Annotated in this window: 18 protein-coding genes; 9 read left to right on the top strand and 9 right to left on the bottom strand. The window is 63.0% G+C overall.

Translation table 11 applies throughout. The features are described 5' to 3' along the window. Positions 1-8: 8 nt before the first annotated feature. The 4 genes from QA600_RS15495 to QA600_RS15480 form a co-directional block, all read right to left on the bottom strand. Positions 9-1,820: a ribosome biogenesis/translation initiation ATPase RLI gene (locus tag QA600_RS15495; RefSeq protein ID WP_278292859.1), complete on the bottom strand. Its 1,812-nt coding sequence runs from the start codon at positions 1,818-1,820 to the stop codon at positions 9-11. A gap of 1 nt (position 1,821) precedes the next feature. After that, positions 1,822-2,157 (bottom strand): hypothetical protein, encoded by a 336-nt coding sequence (locus QA600_RS15490; RefSeq protein ID WP_005553313.1) that lies wholly within the window; start codon positions 2,155-2,157, stop codon positions 1,822-1,824. Positions 2,158-2,227: 70 nt separating this feature from the next. Further along, on the bottom strand, positions 2,228-3,103 hold the full coding sequence (locus QA600_RS15485) for a hypothetical protein (RefSeq protein ID WP_278292857.1): 876 nt from the start codon (positions 3,101-3,103) through the stop codon (positions 2,228-2,230). A 1-nt stretch (position 3,104) separates the two neighbouring features. Continuing rightward, complete coding sequence (locus QA600_RS15480; protein WP_278292856.1) at positions 3,105-3,671, bottom strand: hypothetical protein; 567 nt, start codon at positions 3,669-3,671, stop codon at positions 3,105-3,107. A gap of 263 nt (positions 3,672-3,934) precedes the next feature. Here QA600_RS15480 and QA600_RS15475 point away from each other — a divergent pair, with 263 nt between their 5' ends. From QA600_RS15475 to QA600_RS15455, 5 genes are all read left to right on the top strand, one after another. Continuing rightward, positions 3,935-4,429, top strand: coding sequence for a hypothetical protein (locus tag QA600_RS15475; RefSeq protein ID WP_278292854.1), 495 nt, complete (start codon positions 3,935-3,937; stop codon positions 4,427-4,429). A gap of 175 nt (positions 4,430-4,604) precedes the next feature. Further along, positions 4,605-5,762, top strand: a complete 1,158-nt coding sequence (locus QA600_RS15470; protein WP_278292853.1) for a signal peptidase I — start codon at positions 4,605-4,607, stop codon at positions 5,760-5,762. A 106-nt stretch (positions 5,763-5,868) separates the two neighbouring features. Continuing rightward, positions 5,869-7,032, top strand: a complete 1,164-nt coding sequence (locus QA600_RS15465; protein WP_278292852.1) for a DUF5305 family protein — start codon at positions 5,869-5,871, stop codon at positions 7,030-7,032. A gap of 216 nt (positions 7,033-7,248) precedes the next feature. After that, positions 7,249-7,542, top strand: a complete 294-nt coding sequence (locus QA600_RS15460; RefSeq protein ID WP_005553305.1) for a winged helix-turn-helix domain-containing protein — start codon at positions 7,249-7,251, stop codon at positions 7,540-7,542. 45 nt (positions 7,543-7,587) lie between these two features. Further along, entirely contained in the window at positions 7,588-7,989 is a 402-nt protein-coding gene (locus QA600_RS15455; protein WP_278292851.1) for a hypothetical protein, read from the top strand. Between the two features lie 3 nt (positions 7,990-7,992). Here QA600_RS15455 and QA600_RS15450 read toward each other — a convergent pair whose 3' ends face one another. Further along, the gene (locus QA600_RS15450) at positions 7,993-8,889 is read right to left on the bottom strand and encodes an NAD+ synthase (RefSeq protein WP_278292850.1); all 897 of its coding nucleotides are present in this window, start codon (positions 8,887-8,889) and stop codon (positions 7,993-7,995) included. Between the two features lie 317 nt (positions 8,890-9,206). Further along, positions 9,207-11,081 (bottom strand): PINc/VapC family ATPase, encoded by a 1,875-nt coding sequence (locus QA600_RS15445; RefSeq protein ID WP_278292849.1) that lies wholly within the window; start codon positions 11,079-11,081, stop codon positions 9,207-9,209. On the opposite strand from QA600_RS15445, the gene QA600_RS15440 reads away from it, so the two are divergent. Then, positions 11,050-11,316, top strand: coding sequence for a hypothetical protein (locus QA600_RS15440; protein ID WP_278292848.1), 267 nt, complete (start codon positions 11,050-11,052; stop codon positions 11,314-11,316). The two genes, QA600_RS15445 and QA600_RS15440, sit on opposite strands and share 32 nt — an antisense overlap. A 362-nt stretch (positions 11,317-11,678) precedes the next feature. On the opposite strand, the gene QA600_RS15435 is transcribed toward QA600_RS15440, so the two are convergent. After that, positions 11,679-12,497 carry a helix-turn-helix domain-containing protein gene (locus QA600_RS15435; protein WP_278292847.1) on the bottom strand — a complete coding sequence of 273 codons (819 nt, stop codon included), beginning with the start codon at positions 12,495-12,497 and terminating at the stop codon, positions 11,679-11,681. Between the two features lie 407 nt (positions 12,498-12,904). Here QA600_RS15435 and QA600_RS15430 point away from each other — a divergent pair, with 407 nt between their 5' ends. Both QA600_RS15430 and QA600_RS15425 read left to right on the top strand, forming a co-directional pair. After that, positions 12,905-14,857, top strand: a complete 1,953-nt coding sequence (locus QA600_RS15430; protein WP_278292846.1) for a primary-amine oxidase — start codon at positions 12,905-12,907, stop codon at positions 14,855-14,857. A 231-nt stretch (positions 14,858-15,088) separates the two neighbouring features. Further along, entirely contained in the window at positions 15,089-16,168 is a 1,080-nt protein-coding gene (locus tag QA600_RS15425; RefSeq protein WP_278292845.1) for a M20/M25/M40 family metallo-hydrolase, read from the top strand. Between the two features lie 4 nt (positions 16,169-16,172). On the opposite strand, the gene QA600_RS15420 is transcribed toward QA600_RS15425, so the two are convergent. Continuing rightward, complete coding sequence (locus QA600_RS15420) at positions 16,173-16,475, bottom strand: zinc ribbon domain-containing protein (protein ID WP_278292844.1); 303 nt, start codon at positions 16,473-16,475, stop codon at positions 16,173-16,175. A gap of 194 nt (positions 16,476-16,669) precedes the next feature. Further along, positions 16,670-17,026 (bottom strand): hypothetical protein, encoded by a 357-nt coding sequence (locus tag QA600_RS15415; RefSeq protein WP_278292843.1) that lies wholly within the window; start codon positions 17,024-17,026, stop codon positions 16,670-16,672. A 161-nt stretch (positions 17,027-17,187) separates the two neighbouring features. On the opposite strand from QA600_RS15415, the gene QA600_RS15410 reads away from it, so the two are divergent. Continuing rightward, positions 17,188-18,717: a carboxypeptidase M32 gene (locus QA600_RS15410; protein WP_278292842.1), complete on the top strand. Its 1,530-nt coding sequence runs from the start codon at positions 17,188-17,190 to the stop codon at positions 18,715-18,717. Positions 18,718-18,727 lie beyond the last annotated feature (10 nt).

Here is an 18,727-nt window from a genome sequence, read left to right as displayed (position 1 = left end):
GAGTCGACTTACGGCGAGTAGTAGTACTCGCCTTCCCGCTTTTGCTCGCGATCGAGCTGTGACTCCGGCTTGTTGATCCGCGGACGCGAGGTCCGTTCGTCCCGCCGGAACGTGATCTCGAGGTTCGAGAGGAACTCGTTCATCCCCTCCCGCATCGGCTGGGGCTCGCTGGCGTGGCCCTCGACTGCGGGCTCGCCCTCGAAGACCATCAAGCGGTCGGCCAGCAGGTCGATCGTGTAGATGTCGTGATCGATGACCATCACGGTGGCGTCCTGCTGTTCGGCGTAGCGCCGGATGGCGCTGGTGGCCTGGACCCGCTGTTCGACGTCGAGGTGGGCCGAGGGTTCGTCGAGCAGGTAGAGATCCGCCGACTCCGACAGGCAGGCCGCGATGGCGACCCGCTGGCGCTCACCGCCGGAGAGATCCGAGAGGTTCTGTTCCATGATCCGCTCTAACTGCAGCGGCTGAGCGATCTCGGTGTTCCAGTACGAGGAGCCGAACTGGTCCGTAATGGAGGAGAGGAAGGCGTCGACCCGCATGTGCTGGTCGATGGTGACGTACTGCGGCTTGTACGAAATATCCAGATCGAGGTCGGCGTCGCCCGCGGTCGGCTCGAGGTTGCCCGTCAACAGCTTCGCGAACGTCGACTTCCCGATCCCGTTGGGACCGACGATCCCGAGCACCTCGTTGCGGTGGATCTCTCCGCCCTCGATCTCGAGGCTGAACTCGCCGTCGCCGTAGCTCTTGGTGAGGTCGGGGTAGTCGACCAGCACGTCGCCGTGAGACGCGATCCGGGGGGCGTGTTCCTCGAACTCGATGCGGTCCTGTCGGATCCGCATGTTCTCGTTGTCGAGATACCCCGAGAGGTACTCGTTGATCCCGTTTCTGACCGATTTCGGCGAAGTGATGACACCGTAGGCGCCGGGCTCACCGTAGGCGACGTGGAGGGTGTCGGCGAGCAGGTCCAGGATCGCGAGGTCGTGCTCGACGACCAGCATCGATCGGTTCTCCTCCTCGGCGAGTTCGCGGATCAGCCGCGCCGCGGTAACGCGCTGGCCGATGTCGAGATAGGGCGTCACCTCGTCGAGGAAGTAAAAGTCCGTATCCCGCGCCAGCGTCGCTGCCAGCGCGACCCGCTGGAGCTCCCCGCCCGAGAGGTCCTCGATCGCCTGGTCCATGACGGGACCGATCTCGAGGCGTTCGACTAGCGAGTCGAGTGCCCCACGTTCGTCGGTTCGCTCGAGCAGCTCGCGGGTGTTGCCGTCGAAGCTCTCCGGGATCTGATCGACGTACTGGGGTTTGCGGGCGACGGTAACCTCGCCGTCGCGGACGTCGGCGATGTAGTCCTGCAGTTCGGTCCCGCGGTAGGCCTCGAGGACGTCGTCCCAGCCGACGGCCTCGTCGCGGCCGAGGTTGGGCTGGAGTTCGCCCTCGAGGATGCGAACGGCGGTGGTCTTCCCGATCCCGTTCGGCCCCAGAATCCCCGTGACCTTCCCCTCCTGAGGCGCCGGGAGGCCGTACAGCGAGAAGGCGTTCTCGCCGTAGCGGTGAACGGGGTCGTCCTGGAGCTCCTGGGGCAGGTTGATGATCTCGATGGCGTCGAACGGACACTTCTCGACGCAGATGCCACAGGTCTCGCCCAGACAGATCTCCTCGGAGATGTGTATCTGGTCGGGCTGGCCCTGATCGGCCTCCTCGCCCCGGAGCGTGATACACTCCTTTCCCGTGCGGTTGGGCGGACAGTAGTTTTTGCACTCGTAGCTACACCGGTCGGGCTGGCACCGATCTAAGTCTACGACGGCGATGCTGTCGTCGGCCATCTTAACCCATTGCCTCCGTCGTGAGGAGGATTCCGAGGACGACGAACCAGAACGAGAACGTCATGAACGTGATGAACAGGTAGTGTTTCACGCCGAACTCGTCGTCGCCGTAGATATCCGTGAAGTCGTAGAGGACGAACTGGACGAGGATCGCCCCCAGAACGAGCAACAGTCCCCGCGTGTCGGTTGCGGCAGCGCTGGCCGCCTCGACGGACGACACGTCACCCGCCATCGCCAGCGAGGCGAACGCCGCACCGACGCCGAGCAGCGCTGACAGCGCCGTCACGCTGATCGAGCGGATATGCTCGCGTCGGTCGCTAATCGATTCGGTCGACATGGCTCGAGTTCTGTCGTCGGTGGTGAAAAGGGGTTCGCATTGTGGAGCGGCCGAACGCTCGCGAGCCTCGTTACTCGACCTCGAACTGCGCCGTTCCGACCTCCTCCGTCTCGGTCCTAGTGAACGAAACCTCGTAGGGTCCGCCGTCGTCGTCCGTCGCGTAGCTGCCGACCTCGATAACGATCTCATCATCGTGACCGTCCTGCGGGGCGACTTCGTAGACGATCGCCCCATCGCTTTCGTGGACGTCGCCGTTGCCCTCGGCGACCTCGAGGTTCTGCTCCTCGAACGTCTCGGTGTAGTCGACGCCGTCGCCGTGCGGATCATTCAGGTCGATTTCGATCTCCTTGTGGGGTCGTCGGTTCCCCGCGAGTGTGAAACCGACCTGCTGGCGTTCCTCTCCCGGACTCACGGACCCAGAGACGTCGTCGACGAAGATCGAGTCGAAACCGGCTCCCGGCTCCGTTTCACCTGGCGATCCCGGATCGGATCCTTTGGAACAGTCACGCTCGATCGCAAACGATCGCTCTAGCTCTTCGATCGAGATCCCGGTCCCGCTAGCGGAGTCGACCGCGACCTCGAGGTCCGTCTCTCCGACACCCTCTCCGGGCTCGCAGGTCACCGCGTAGGTCGTCTCCTCGCCCGGCGAAAGCGTGTCGTCGAAGCCGCTCGCCTCCTCGAGTCCGGGCCCTCGAATCGTCACGTCGGCGTCGATCGACAGCTCCTCGTCGGCGTTGTTCGTCATCACGAGCACCGTTTCGGCATCGTTCTGATCGTTGACAACGGTGTCGACCGACTCGATGCCGAGGTACGCCTCCTCGTCGTCGGCAGTCCCGACCGAAACGCCACGGTCCGCGGAAATCGAAACGAATCCGAAGGTCGGGCCCGCGAGCAAGACAACGCCGAAAACGACACAAAGTATCGCCAGGGATTTTGTCGTTCGCATACTATGGTGGTCGTTCCACCTCTCCCAGCCGCATCCGTCGATTCTGAACGACGTGGACGATCGACGACGCCGCGAACAGCCCGACTACGAGTGTCGTCCAGCCGAGTGCCGGAATCGTCCCGGTCGGAACGAACTCGAGCCACAGCCCAGCCATTACGATCGACGCGAGTACGGAGAGACCGAGGTAGTAGACTCCCCACGGGACGCTGTCGCTGGGAACGATATCGAGGTAGACGTCGAGTTCGGCCGCCTCCTCGGTGAGTTCGATCGTTCGGTCGTCGAAAACGATCATTCCGGCCCGCTCGAGGGTTGGCAGGTGGCTCTGCTGGAGGGAGGTGTAGACGCGCTTTCGTTCCGCGGCAGTCAGCTCCGAAACCTCCTTCTCGAGTTCCCAGGCGGCGACGTGTTCGGCGAGGTCGCCGAGCTCGACCGGTCCGTCCTCGCGCTTGCAGTAGTGGATCGCGTACCGCCGCCGCTGGTTCGAAAGCAGCCCGAAGATCTCGCCTCGATTTGGCGTCGGCTCGTCGAGATCCGTCTGCGTCTCATCGGCGGTCGTGTTCGTCGCCATCAGAACGTCAGTGCAGTGCACAGTACCGACCACCGATAGATAAGCCTACTGGCCAACGCGTTCGTTTCACCGTTCGTTCCGGAGTTGAAACGGTACGACGGCCGTTAGGATCCGGTTCTGGGAGGGCTTGAACAAATAGTAACTTCCTAAATTGACTTTCAGGATGACAAATACAAAGTGCGTGGGCCGTATAGTTCAAGACAGGAACCGTCCGCGACCTCGCTCGAGATCACGGTCGCCGGCGGCAATAGGAGACACTCATAATGAAAATCAACCGACGAAACACGCTCATCGGACTCGGAACGATCGTCGCCGGCGGCGGCGCAGCACTCGGCACCGGCGCGTTCAGTACAGTTGAGGCGGATCGATCAGTGGACGTCAGTACCGAAGGTGATGGCGATGCGCTTCTGGAGTTAGAGATCGATAGCGAAACACTGAGCGGAGATGATGACCTCATCGAATTCGATCTCGATAACCTCAATGAGGACGCAACGACGACGTTCGACGACGCGCTCGTAATTGGATATGACGGAGAAGAGACAAACGTCGAATACTCGATCGATATTGAGGATGAAGACACCGGAGATGGCCTTCTCAACAATGGAGAACATGCAATGTACTTCGAGGGAGACGAAGATCCAGAACTAACAGATAGCACAGATGTGACTCTGGACGTTGTTTTCGATCTTCGAAATAACGACGAAGAAGATATTCCTGAAGATGTCTCCATTTCTGCGACCGATGAGACCGGTGAGTAACGAATACGAACGTCGCTGATCAACGAGGAATTTGATCTTTGGCCAGGATATCGAGAACCGACGCTAACACCCGTCGCAGCCACAATACGAGTGTTACTGCTAGTAGACGCAGATATTTCTCCGTTCCGGAACTGTGTAGGTAGATTATGATAAGTAGTACAGATGAGGGATAGAGATGCGGTCGGTCGTTACCCACATAATAGCCGGACTCGTCGTTCTCGCCGTCGCCCTGCTCGTCGTCGGGCAGGTGCTCGGCCAGCCGATCCTGCTGGGCTACGTTGCGACGGGGAGCATGGAGCCGACAATGGACGCCGGCGACGGGTTCGTCGCCATACCGGACGCCGTCGCCGGCTCGCCCAGCGAGGGCGACGTCGTCGTCTTCGACGCCGAAGAGCTCCACGGGGGCGAACTGACGACCCACCGAATCGTCGAGGAGACGCCTGAGGGGTACGTGACGGCCGGTGACGCCAACCCCTTTACCGATCAGGGCGGCGACGAGCCACCGGTGAGCGACGAGCAGATCGTCGCCGTCGCCTGGCAGCCGGGCGGCGAGGTCGTGACGATCCCCTACCTCGGAACGGCCATAATGGGCGTCCAGGGCGCCCTCGAGTCGGCGTACGGGACGGTCGCGTCGGTTATCGGCGTCTCGCCGGCCGACAGCCACGGTATGGGTTCGGCGCTGGTCGGGCTCGGCGTTGCGCTGTTCGGCGTGGGAATCCTCCTCGATCGAGTGGGTGTTACGCGACGCGAGACGGTGCGGTCGACCTCCCGGGAGAACGTCTACGCGTTCTGGGGGACCGTCGCGCTCGTGGTGTTCGTGATCGTCGCGCTGGCCACCGTAGCGATGGTGGCTCCCGCCGGCACCTACGAGTACGAGGTCGCCGTCACGGAGTCGCCGACCGACGATCCCCAGATACTGGCTCCGGGCGAGACGGGCGAGCTGACTCGAGAGGTCGAAAACGCCGGCTACGCCCCGGTGGTCGTCGTCCACGAAACCGGCGGGGGACTCGAGGCCGAGCCCGGATCGCAGACGCTCGGTCCCCGCTCGGAGAGCGCGACGACGCTGTCGGTATCGGCCCCCCAGGAGACCGGCGAGTACACCAGCCACGTCGGAGAGTACCGCTATCTGACCGTTCTTCCCCCTTCGCTGCTCGTCTGGTTGCACGGAATCCATCCCCTCGCCGCGATCGCCGCCGTCGATCTCGTGCTCGTTGGCATCGTCGTCGGGACTGTCATACTCATGTTTGGACGGGGCGACTTCCGGATCCGAAGCCCCGGTGATCACGTCCCGCTCTCGACGCGGCTTCGGCGTCGACTGCGTCGGTGGCGGTAGGCGTTCGGGGCCGCTACCGTTATCACGATCGGGATTCTTGCCGTATGTATGAACAGTTCTCCCGAACGACCTGTTCGCTCGAGGGACACTCGGGGTCGAACATGGGATGGAAACCGGGGGAGGCCGCTGGGCGGAGGGGAGCGTGATCGATAACCCGCGTCTGGATCTGGTGATCGCGGATCGCGGTCGATCCCTCGCGATCGCTCTCGCGCTCGTGGGGGTGCTCGCACTCGTCGGCGCCGGCTGGGTTGCAGCGACGCCGGGAACGTCGACGACGACCGAGGAGGTCGATCAGGAAACCGTCGCAACCGAGGTAACGACGAGTGCGACGATCGTCGAGGACGGTCCCTGGGAGGCCGGTACGGAACTCGAGGGGAATCCGGTCTACACGCTGCCCGAGGCACCGGAGCTGACCCTCAGTGCGGCGACGTCGGTTCCGAGTGACGACGCCGAGGTCGTCCACGAGGTCCACGTCCGCCACGAGGCCGAACACGAGGACGCGGTCTTCTGGGAGGAGACGGTACGAGAGGAACGGACTGCCGCAACTATCGAGGACGGCGTCGCGCGGTCGGAGACGACGATCGACGTCGACTCGCTCGCGGCCGAACGAGCTGACGTCGAAGCGGAGTTCGATGACGTCGGAACCGTCCGAACGGTGCTCGAAATCGTCGCCGTCTACGATACGGGAACCCATGCCGACGAGCAGACGCTGTCGAGCACGCTCGAGCTGACCGAGGACGCCTACTGGCTCGAGGAAACGGAGCTGGCAGAGTCGACCGATCACAGCGAGACGACGCAGGTCGAGGTCGGGGAGTCACCGAACGCGGCGGCCGTCGTCGGACTGGCGGCGCTCGGACTACTTGCGCTCGGTGGGGCCGGAGTTGTTCATACGCGACGGCCAGTTGACACCGATTCGGCTCGCCGGTCCGTCCACGAACGCCGCTACGCGGAGTGGATCTCGGCGGGATCGATCCCGATGTGGGTCGGCGACTACCACGTCGAGCTCGATACCCTCGAGGACGTCGTCGATGTCGCTATCGATACGAACGCACGCGTCGTCCACGACCGACAGCGCGGACTGTTCGCGGTCGTCAACGATAACGTCGTCTACTACCATTCCGAACGCGGCAAATGGGAGCGAACCGCCTGGCCGGAGCTCGAACTCGGCAATACGGCCGCGGAGACGAGCGACGGATCCGCGATTCCCGCCGAGGAGTCGGTCGGCGAACTTCCGGATCCCGACGACGACGACGCCTGGGAACGAATCTGAGTCGGCCACTGACCGAGCCGTGGCCGGTATCCCCGCTCCCGACGACCGTTTTTGAGGAGTCCCCGGGTCAGGCTGACTGATCGGTCAAATAGTCGGGATTTTGCGGCATAGAACCCATGGAACCATTTTACTCGCACCTTGTGGCCAATATATTATGTCGAACTCCGTCCCTGTAAGGCTCAACTTTTATACTACTGGGAGCTTTCGAAACGTAATATGACCGCGACTGACGGCGAGGACCTCGAGGATCTGCCACCGAGCGCGAAGCTCGTTTTCAAGGTTCTCGAGTACGACGGTCCGCTCACGCAGAAACAGATCGTCGAGGAGTCGATGCTCTCGGCTCGGACCGTCCGTTACGCCCTCGAGCGCCTCGAGGATATCGGCATCGTCGACGAGGACATCTACTTTGCGGACGCCAGACAGAGCCTCTACCGCCTCGAGGAACCCGTTGCGGCCGACGGCAGCGGCGTCGAGGAATCCCCGAAGAAGGACGCCTGCTGCGCGGAGTAGACCAGAAGCGGCAGGATTATTTTTCAGTGGTGATCGCCTCCGTGTATGGACAAGGAGCGATTGCCGCGGTGGGGGTGGCTGCTGGCCGGACTGTTCGTCATGTCGATCCTGGCACAGATACTCAACCAGCTCGTGTTGTTTCCGGCGGGACTGCCAGAGGCGTACCAGTCGATCACGGTCATCACGCTCATGTCGCCGGTGTTGATCTACGTCGGCGTCTGGTACGACGAGAGTCGCCAGCACTACTGGGACCGATCACAGGAGCGGATCGCCGGCGACCTGGCGTTCGTCGTCGCCGGCGCGGCGCTGGGTTCGGCGATCGTCCTGGTCGCAATCGTCGATCTCGGTCTGCCCCAGATCGTCCAGGACATCGTCGCGATGGCTGTCGGCTTCATGCTCTCCTGGGGACTGTTCTGGTGGCGAAACCCGGACGTCTACCTCGAGTAGGGATCAGGGATCGACCGACGCGAATCCCTCGCGGCTCGCGACTCCCGGCGTGTGCGGCGTCGTCCGCTTGTGTGCCGTTTCGGCGAACAGCGAGACGATCTCGCGGGCGAGGCCGGGGTCGATCTCGAGGGCGTCAACCGCCTCCTCGAGGGATTCGCCCTCGTCGACGAGACGGTAGAGCAGGGGATCGATGACGTCGTACGGTGCGCCGAGCTCGCCGGCGTCGGTCTGGGTGGCCCAGAAGCCGGCGGTCGGCGTCTTGCTGATGATGCGTCTCGGAACTCCGAGTCGCTTGGCGAGCGCCCAGACTTCGGTCTTGTAGAGGTCGCCGATCGGATACGTATCCGCGGCACCGTCGCCGTACTTCGTGAAGTAGCCCAGCAGGAGCTCCGAGCGGTTCGCCGTTCCGACGACGAGCCGCGAGCCGCGGTTCGCGGCGTAGTACGCACAGCACATCCGCAGTCGCGCGATCACGTTTCCGACCGCGCGGTTGCGCTCGTTTGGTCGCTCGGCAGACGCCGACTCGAACTCGGCCCCGATCGTCTCCTCGAAGGCTCCCAGCAGCGGCTGGAGCTGGATCTCGCGGAACTCCATGCCGAGTCCGTCGGCGATCGTTCGGGCCTCGTTGACCTGTGTCCGGTCGCTCTTGTGACAGGGTAACCCGAGCCCAAGCACTCGGTCGCTTCCCAGCGCCTCGACGGCCAGCGCGGCAGTCACTGTCGAGTCGATCCCGCCGCTCATCGCGACGACGATACCGTCCGCACCGGCGTCGGCGACGGTCTGGCGAATGTCGTCGGTGATCCGGTCCCGAACGGCCTCGAGGGCGTCCCGATCAGTAATAAAGGGTCCAACACCGTTCTCGAGCTCAGAGTAGATGAACGTTTTTCTTTTAGCACCCATAGTTGAATCACGTAGTGTTGATCTACAGATAACCAGACATTTGTCTCCGTTAAGTGTTTTACGGTTATACAGCTAGTACTCTCCCGTATGGGTGGTCATGACACGACCGAATAGCGCTGGATCTGTCCATATGTCTCAATATCTCTGAGGCAATCGAAAAGACTCAATTTCCATCTACGAACAGCGGTCCGTATCATCAAAGCCAAGAGTTCGAAGGATAGGTACCCGTCTCGGCCGCTCGCTTACTGACTCACGGATGGTACCTGTTCGTCCTTTCGCAGCGCGTTTCGCTACGCTCTCGTTTGCTCGCGGAACGACTACGAGGGAACGACCGTGATCGGGTCCTTGCGGTCGATCGCCTGCTCGAGGTCGTCGGCGATCGCGCTCCCTCGCGAGACCTGGATCTCGCCACCGCGACTCACCGTCGCGGTGAAGAGATAGTCGCCGCCGGCCTGGACCTCGACGGTCTCGCCGTGGCTGCCGTCGACGGGGATGACGATGTGTCTCGAGGTGATCTCCGGCGTGACCATTTCGCCGGGCTGGGAGCCCGCGGCGTTTCCGCCGGCTCCGCCACCGCTACCGCCGCTTCCGGCTCCGTAGTTCGGGTTCTCGTCGTGGGTCCGGACGTCGATATCGATCCCGAGGCGGTTCTCGATGTCGGTGATGCGACCGCCGCCCTTGCCGATCACGCTCGAGATATCGTCCTCTTCGACGTAAGTGACTGCCTTGTCCTGGCTCTTGAGGTCGACGTCGACGTACCCTCGCGCGACCGAGCGGATCTCGCGTTCGATCTCCTGTTTGGCGATGCGGTCGACGCCCGACTCGCTGCCGGGGCCGCCCTCGTCGTCGTTGAGCGGGACGGTGACGACCTGTCGGTTGAACGTGTAGATCTCGTAGTCGGGTTCGCCTGTCTCGAAGTCGGTGACCTGGATGACGGGTCGAGCGAGGTCCTCCTCTGTGAGCCCCGCGGGGACCTTGACCTCCGTTCTGACGTCGTAGACGGTGTTGACCTCACCGGCCTCGATGTAGACGACGGTGTCGACGACCTGGGGGATCATGCCGAGTTCGACTCGGCCGACCAGCCGCTGGAGCGCGTCGATCGGTCGGGTCGCGTGGACGACCCCGATCATCCCGACGCCAGCCAGGCGCATGTCCGCGAAGACCTCGAAGTCGTCGGTCTTGCGGACCTCGTCGTAGATGGTGTAGTCGGGCCGGACCATCAGCAGGGCGTCGGCGGTCTTCTCCATTTCGCCGGCCAGTTCGGTGTACTGAGTGATCTCGGGGCCGACCTGCAGGTCTCGCGGTTTCTCCATCGTCTTGACCGCGTAGTCGTTGTTCGAAATGAAGCGGGCGACCGCCTGGGCGAACGTCGACTTCCCAGCGCCCGGCGCCCCCGAGATGAGGACGCCTCGCTGGCGCTCGAGCAGTCGCTCTTTGAGCTCGTCGGCGTTCTCGTAGTCATCGATGTCGGTCTGGGCGATCGGGCGGACGGCGGTGATCTCGATGCCGTCCGAGAACGGGGGGCGACCGATGGCGATCCGGTAGTCCCGGAACTGGACGATCTTCATCCCCGGCTCCGAGAGCTCGATGAAGCCGTCGTGGGACTCCTTTGCGCCGTCGACGATCTCGCGGGCGTATTCGTCGATCGTCTCTTCGTCGAGCGGTTCGTCGGCGATCTCCTCGTACCGCATCTCGCCGAGTTCGCCCCGCTTGGCCTTCGGAACGGCGCCGGCCCGCAGGTGGACGCTCATCGTCCCGTCGTCGAAGAACTCCTCGACGGTCAGGGTCCCGACCTCCCGGACCTCCGGCGAGACGTGCTCGACCTCGAGACCCTTCGCCTGGGCGACCTCGGCCTGGACGATGTCGCTCGTAAGGAACGTCGCCCCCAGCTCCTCCGCGAGGTCGCGGATCAGGGCGTCGATCTCGCCCTCCGAGGCGTGACCGCGCTCGATGGCGTTCGGCCGGTCGCCGACGTACTCGAGCGAAATCGCGCCCTCGTCGGCGAGGTCGGCGAGCCGCTGGAGCTCGGAGAGCCCGTCCCAGCCGCTGTCGAGCCCGTCGTTGGCCTGCGCCTCGAGTTCCGCGACGACGGCTTCCGGCACCGAAATCGTCGCTCCCTCGAACTGCCCGTCTTCGATCGTCGCCGAGACGCGGCCGTCGATGACCACGCTCGTATCCGGCACGACATTCATACCGGATACTGGGTTCCGAACGCCAATAAGGGTGTTCAAGCATATGAAGGGGTGGTGTCAGACGATTCCACGACTACGGTGTCGACTGCTCGCCGAACCAGCGACCGGCTACGGTGTAGTCAACTGTCCAGCCGAGGAACGACAGTTCATATCGGTTACTGATCTGATTCGAGAGCTCGTCGAGGTTTCGAGCTACGAGGACGAGACTGCCATCGGCAACGTCCTCGAGCCGTAGCTCCGGCACGAAACCGCCGCGAAGGTCCGCTGGAACGATGCTGGATACGTGGCCGGCAGAAATAGTTCGCACAGCCGGCTGCAGCTACGTAGCACCGTGGTCCACACAACTGAGGTCGGCCCTGACGAGGACACGATACTGCGTGCTCAACGCCGTCGAGCGAATCTGCTGGCTCAGTATACCGACTTCGAAGTAGTTGGCAACCACCTCGAGAGCCGCCTTGTGGTCTTCACAATTCGGGTACCGTAGAGCTCGGCGATGATACACGCGAAGACGGATTCGATTCGGGGTCCTGCGACGCTGTCGTGAAACCTACTGGCTGGCGTCATCGTAGCCCGGGACCCGACGGTATCCGAGGGATCCTAGACAGCGTCGTCCTCCGCTCGAACGGGGCCGGCAGAGCGGCGATCCGCCTCTCGGCCGTTGGTCCAGAGCAGATCGAACAGCTGGGATTGTGTTCGGTACAAAGTGTCGCTTGTGGTAGATATTGCGGCGTAGCCGTCGGCGTCGCTGACGGGGAACGCGACTAACACGTGCGTCGTATCGTAGAGATAGATCCGTCCTTCGATGGTCTCGGCGCGTCGAATGTCCATGAACTCCACAGCGCGTTCGTAGACGGCGGGTGAGATCGTACCGTCCTCGGAAACGATCGCCTGAATCGTCGTTCCGTCGTCGGCCTTCCGTACCAGTTCCTCGGCGTGGTGGTTGAGGATCCGCTCGAAGCTGATCGGCGTCGTGATCATTCGGATCTCTGAGGTCGTCGAACGCGTCAGTTCGGACAGCTTTTCCAGGATGCGGTGACGGTCGGAATAGGTCCAACAGACGTCCGGCTGGTCCGGAGAGCACGTTTCGGTATCGACTGTCTCGGCGAGCTGTTCGCCGAGGCGCTGGATCTCCGCCAGTTGCTCGTCGTACTGGCGCTGTTTGTACTGTTTGAACCGGTCGATCGCGGTGTCAGGTTCGATGGGGCCGAACTTCTTCGGTCGGCCGGGCTGGACGTCGATGAACCCCTTCTGTGAGAGTTCGTCGAGCGCATCGTAGACACGTGGCTGTGGAACGTCGGCACCGTCGGATACTTCCTGCGCGGTCGATACACCCTGCCGAAGGAGACACGCGTACGACTGCGCCTCGTACTCGCACAATCCAATCTCCTTGAGATACATTATCACCCGTCGCTCCATACCCCGTACGGCAACGACGATCGAGTTAAGACTTCGTCAAGTATTCACACACCTGTACGAAAAATATACTTCCAAAAACCTATAATTAAAACATCGACGCGAGGAGTCCGAGAAAGAGAGTTCGAGCGGAGTTGTCGTGTCGTTCGTGTGACGACGATTCGCCATCTCGGCGCCCATCTTGCGTCCGAGAGCGAGACACGCGTATCCGGTGTCCTGGCTCGAGTCCTGTCTGGTGGCCGTGACACAGCTGGAGACGCACACGACTCGGTTTCGAAGCAGCGGCTCCGATCCACAGGACCTCTAGGTTACTACTAGGGAGTTGTTACCAAGCACCAATACAACACCCGATAGAAAGACGCGTATCGGTCCGATCCACCACGAGCACCGCGATCGGGCCGGCACAACCCATGAGCAAACAACGAGAATCCGTAACCCCCGATCACCCGCTCGATCCGCTCACTGCCGACGAAATCGAAACCGTAGCTGCTACTGTCGGGGCGGAGACCGACCTCGAGGGCGAGATACAGTTCCACAACATCGTCCTCAACGAACCGCCGAAGGAGTTGGTCAAGGCGTTCGAACCCGGTGACGCGTTCGACCGAGAGGCATCGGTCGTCGCTAGAGTCGACGCGGAGACCTACGAGGGGACCGTCTCGCTGTCCGATGAGACGCTCCTTGAGTGGGAGCATCTGCCCGACGCCCAGCCCGCAGTGATGCCCGAAGAGATCGAGGAAGCCCGCGAAGTCGTCAAGAACGACCCAGAGTGGCAGGAGGCGGCGGCGAAACGCGGCGTGGAGAACTTCGATCTCGTCATGGTCGACCCCTGGTCAGCCAGTGGCTTCGAACCGGAAGAACACAAGGGGAAACGGCTCTGCAGAGCGATCTCGTGGATTCGGACGAGCGAGAACGACAACGGTCGGGCACGGCCGATAGAGGGACTGTTCGCATTCGTCGACCTAGACGGGATGGAAATCGTCGATATCGAGGACAACGGCGTCCCGGATCCGGAGAATCCGCTGCCGCCGGAGGACGCCGACTACCGAGCCGACAGGGTCGAAACACGCGACGACTTCGAGCACTTAGATGTCGTCCAGCCCGACGGCCCCAGCTGGGAAGTCGACGGCCACAACGTTGAGTGGCTCGACTGGGAGTTCCGCGTCGGCTGGACCGCCCGCGAGGGACTCGTCTTCCACGATATCACGTTCGACGACGGCGACGAGTCCCGGTCGGTCCTCCATCGCGCGTCGGCCTGTGAGATGGCCGTCCCCTACGGCGATCCGGACCCCAATCACTCCTGGAAAAACGCCTTCGACATCGGCGAGTACCACGTCGGCCGGATGGCCAACAGGCTCACCGAGGGCTGTGACTGTCTGGGCGTCATGAAGTACTTCGACGTCGAGATGAACACCATCGAGGGCGGGTCCGAGACCTTAGAGAGTGCGATCTGTATGCACGAGGAGGACGACGGCGTCCTCTGGAAACACACCGAAGAGCGCAAACCCCACACCGAGGTCCGACGACGACGTCGGCTCGTTGTCTCCTTTATTGCGACGGTGTACAACTACGACTATGGCTTCTACTGGTACTTCTACCCCGACGGGAGTATCGAGGCTGAAGTCCGACTGACCGGCATCGACTCGAACGGCGTTGTGCCGGCCGAAGAGACCGCTGAGGACACGTACGGCCAGTACGCCATCGTCGCACCACAGGTGAAAGCCCCCATCCACCAGCACTTCTTTAATTTCCGGCTGGACTTCGACATCGACGACGGCCCAATGCGGGCTTACGAAGTCCACAACGAGCCGACGGGCAGCGAACGGAACCGAAAGAACGGATTCCGAGCCAAGGAGACGTTACTCGAGCGTGAGAACGAGGCCCGTCAGGACATCGATCCCCTTCGTGGTCGATACTGGCGGATCGCAAACAGTGAGACAGAAAACTCATACGGACGCAACTGTGGCTACAAGCTCGAGCCCCACACGAACGTCTCGGCGCCGATGAAGCCGACCTCGAGTTACAAAGAGCGGTCGGGATTCATCCAGAACAACTTCTGGGTGACGCCACACGATGACGGCGAACGGTTCGCCGCCGGCGATTACCCGAACCTGAACGACGACACGACAGGCCTGCCCGAGTGGACGGAACAGGACCGATCGCTCGTCGACGAGGACCTCGTCGTCTGGTACACACAGGGAGTCAACCACGTGCCTCGAGCCGAGGACTGGCCCGTGCTACCGGTCGAGATCGCGAGTTTCGAGCTAAAACCCGAAGGGTTCCTCGACGGCAACCCCTCGATCGATCTACCGCCTGAGCCGTGTCACACGGAGTACGATATCACTAGCCCCAGTGACGACGACTGATACGGGGTGCTGTACGTCAATTCCGGAGCAACCACGGACTCTCCTGTGGTCGTTTCGGTAATTCGACACAGCGGGCCGTACGACCGTACCGGTTCCAACAACGATTACGACTACTGTACAATCGCCTACCCAAAGGAAATACAGACAGTCGCCGTCGGTACCGGTGGAACTACGCCCGTTCTGCGGTTACACCGGCATACAGTTACAACAGTTCGCATGAAAGGACGATCCATGTCGGTTACCGATCTGACTCGAGAGTTCGTCGAAATTCCGAGCCACGAGGACGAAACCGCCGCGGGCGACCTGCTCGAGGAGTGGCTCCGCCGCGAGACCGCGGCCGAGGTAACTCGAGACGAGGTCGGCAACGTCCTCGCCAGGAAGGGTGTGGGCGAGGAGACGCTCGCGCTCGTGGGCCACCACGACGTCGTCGCGCCCGCCGAGTCGCAGGTCGTTGCGGGCGGCGACGAGTACGTCGTCGAGGAACGGGACGGTCGACTGTACGGTCGGGGAACGGCGGACATGAAGGGAGCGGTCGCCGCGGCGGCGATCGCGTTCCGCGATGCGGACCCTGCCGGCGAACTCGTCTTCGCGAGCTTCGTCGGCGAGGAAGTCGGAGGGATTGGCGCGCGCCACGCCATCGAGAACGGGTTCGCGCCCGACTACGCGATCGTCGGCGAGGGATCGACCGGGTACTCGGTGCCCGGCGTCACCGACGTCGCCGTCGCCCACAAGGGACGCCGCGGGAGCACGATCACCGCTCGAGGCGAGCGGGCCCACGCGAGCGAACAGGAAGCGGGAGAGAACGCCATCTACCGAGCGAGCGACGCCGTCGACGGCGTTCGGAATCTCGAGGCGCCGACGGTCGAGGTGGCCGGCGAGCGGCTCGCCGGCAGCATCGTCGTCACCGAGATCGAGGGCGGGACGGCGATGAACGTGGTTCCCGACCGCTGCGAGCTAACGGTCGACGAACGGACCGTTCCCGGGGAGCGGGCGGCTCTCGAGCGGGTCGAAGAACTCGAGGGCGTCGAGTGGACGATTGATCAGGACCTGCCGCCGATGGAGTGTGGGGACGAGGCGTTCGCCGAGGCGGTCCTCGAGGCAGCCGACGGCGCCCAGTCCGGCTCGCCGCAACTCGTGACGAAGCCACACGCGACCGACGCCGGCTGGCTCGCTCGAGCCGGAACGGAGTGTGTGATCTGTGGTCCCTCGGAACCCGGCGAGGCCCACACGGATACGGAGAGCGTCTCGATCGCGGTGCTCGAACGCTGCGTCGATCTCTACCGTCGTTCGGCCGAGACATGGCCGCAGTAACAGCTCACTCCTGGTTCGGCGAGTTGTCGGTCCCATCGGTCGGCGAGGAACCGTCGGCGGAACCGGTCGAAGGATCGGATTCCTCGTCACTGGCCGGTTCCGCGGCGTCGCGGCCGTCCGAGTCTCCGTCGTCCGTACTCGTGTTGCGTTCAGTGACGTTCTCGCTGCCACACTCCGGACACGTCTGTTCGGTGTAGAACGTGTTTCCGCACTCCTCGCAGCGGTACCCCGCCTCGTCGGCGGCCGCCTCCTTCGCCTCGTGCGTGAACTCGCCGACCTTCCGGCCGAGCTTCTCGAACAGTCCCATTGGTCACGAATTGGCGATCGAACCGGATAACTCTTCACCGTCGAGGGGAGTGACACCGGGTGTGGTTCCTCTGCTAGCGGCGACGGGTACACGAACGTTCCTTCGAACGGGCGGTCGGTACCACACCCGAACGCTCAACCGATCTCACGGCAGTTCTCCGCTCGAGAGGGGCCGTATCCACCGCGAGTACAACGTCAGGCACCTGGGACGCCAGCCGCTTCGAACCCGGTGAGCCCGACGAACGCGAGCACGTACAGCACGACGAGCACCGACAGCCAGGCGACGATGGTGATCGTGAGCGCTGCGATCCAGCCGCCCGGATACCGGGAGTTGATCACGGCGAGGTACGCGAGGAACACCAGTATCGGGCCCAACAGCGGGATCCACCCGAAGAAGAACCCGACGACCGCCCAGACGATCGCCCCGATGAGGGCGGTGATGAACGCGTAGGTGTAGTCCTCGACGTCCACGACGAACTTCGCCCCGAGAAAGATCCCGAGGGCGCCGATGAGCAAACTGACGATGAACACGACGAGTGATGCGACGACCATTGCATCACGTTACTCACCAGTCTCGACAAACAGTCCGTGGCTTGCAGTTCCCACAGGTGTATCATTCTCGAACGTTTTTCCGGGAACTGAACTCGAACCGCCACGGCGAGTCGGTTCCGGAACCACGACGTTGATGGCACTCCCGTAAGTATTGCCAGCCAATGGCAACCGATCAGGTCCAGAACGAGCACCAGAACGACGCCTACGATCAGTTCGAAGAGCGAATTACGCGGATCTCGAACGTCGGCAACGCAGCCGGGATCCTCCGGTGGGATCAGGAGGTCGTCATGCCCGAGGAGGCGACGCCCGCCCGCGCACAGCAGCTCTCGGCGCTGTCCTCGATCAGCCACGAGCTGCTCACGGCGGACGAGACCGGCGACCTGCTCGAGACCCTCGAGTCCGCAGAACTCGGGGACGAACAGCAGGCGGCGGTCCGGGAAGTACGACGTCAGTACGACCGAGAGACGAGCGTCCCGCAGGAGCTCGTCGAGGAGATTTCCGAGACGACCGCCAACGCCCACCCGACCTGGAAACAGGCCAAGGAGGAAGACGACTTCGAGCAGTTCGCGCCGACCCTCGAGAAGCTCGTCGAACTCAAGCGGGAGTACGCTGAGCACATCGACCCCGACGCCGACCCCTACGCCGTGCTCTTCGCCGACTACGAGCCCTACCTGGACCTCGAGACCGCAGAACGGGTACTCGAGCGCCTGCGCGAGGAGCTCGTGCCGCTGATCGACGCGATCCAGGATACCGATGCCGACCTCGCGACCGACACCTTCGCCGGCGAGTTCGACGACGACGATCAGGAGGCGCTGGCTCGCGACGTCCTCGACGCGTTGGGGTACGACTGGGGTCGTGGTCGACTCGACACCGCACCGCACCCGTTTTCGTCGGGCACGCAGTTCGACGCCCGCGTTACCACCCGCTTCGAGGAGGACGACCTGCTGGGTTCGCTGACCTCGACGATCCACGAGTTCGGCCACGCCAACTACACGCTCGGACTTCCCGACGAGGCCTACGGCACCCCCCTTGGGGACTCCCGCGACCTGACGGTCCACGAGTCCCAGTCCCGCCTCTGGGAGAACCACGTCGGCCGCTCGCAGCCGTTCTGGGAGCAGTTCCTGCCAACCGTCGCCGACCGGTTTGCGGAACTCGAGGACGCAACTCCCGAAGAGGCCTACGAGGCCGCCAATCAGGTGTACGACGACAACCTCATCCGAGTCGAGGCCGACGAACTCACCTACCACCTCCATATCGTGATCCGCTTCGAGATCGAACGCGACCTGATCTCGGGCGATCTCGCTGTCGAGGACGTCCCCGAAGTCTGGAACGACAAGTACGAGGAGTACCTCGGCGTCCGGCCCGAAACCGACGCGGAGGGCTGTCTGCAGGACATCCACTGGTCCCACGGCTCCTTCGGCTACTTCCCAACGTACTCGCTCGGCTCCGTGCTCGCGGCCCAGCTGTACGCCGCCGCCGAGGACGACCTCGGCGATCTGGACGACGATATTCGAGCGGGAGAGTTCGACGAGCTCAACGGCTGGCTGCGCGAGCAGATCCACCAGCACGGCTGCCGGTACACCACACCTGACCTGATCGAAGAGGCGACCGGTGAGGAGTTCTCGGCCGACTACTTCCTCGAGTACGTGAAATCGAAGTACGGCGAGCTGTACGACCTCGAGGAGTACTGAGACCGGTTGT

It is taken from the genome of Natronococcus sp. A-GB1 (assembly GCF_029688845.1).
Taxonomy (GTDB): Archaea; Halobacteriota; Halobacteria; order Halobacteriales; family Natrialbaceae; genus Natronococcus.
The sequence above is the reverse complement of the archived record's forward strand: the minus strand, read 5'-3'. Positions and strand labels throughout refer to the sequence as shown.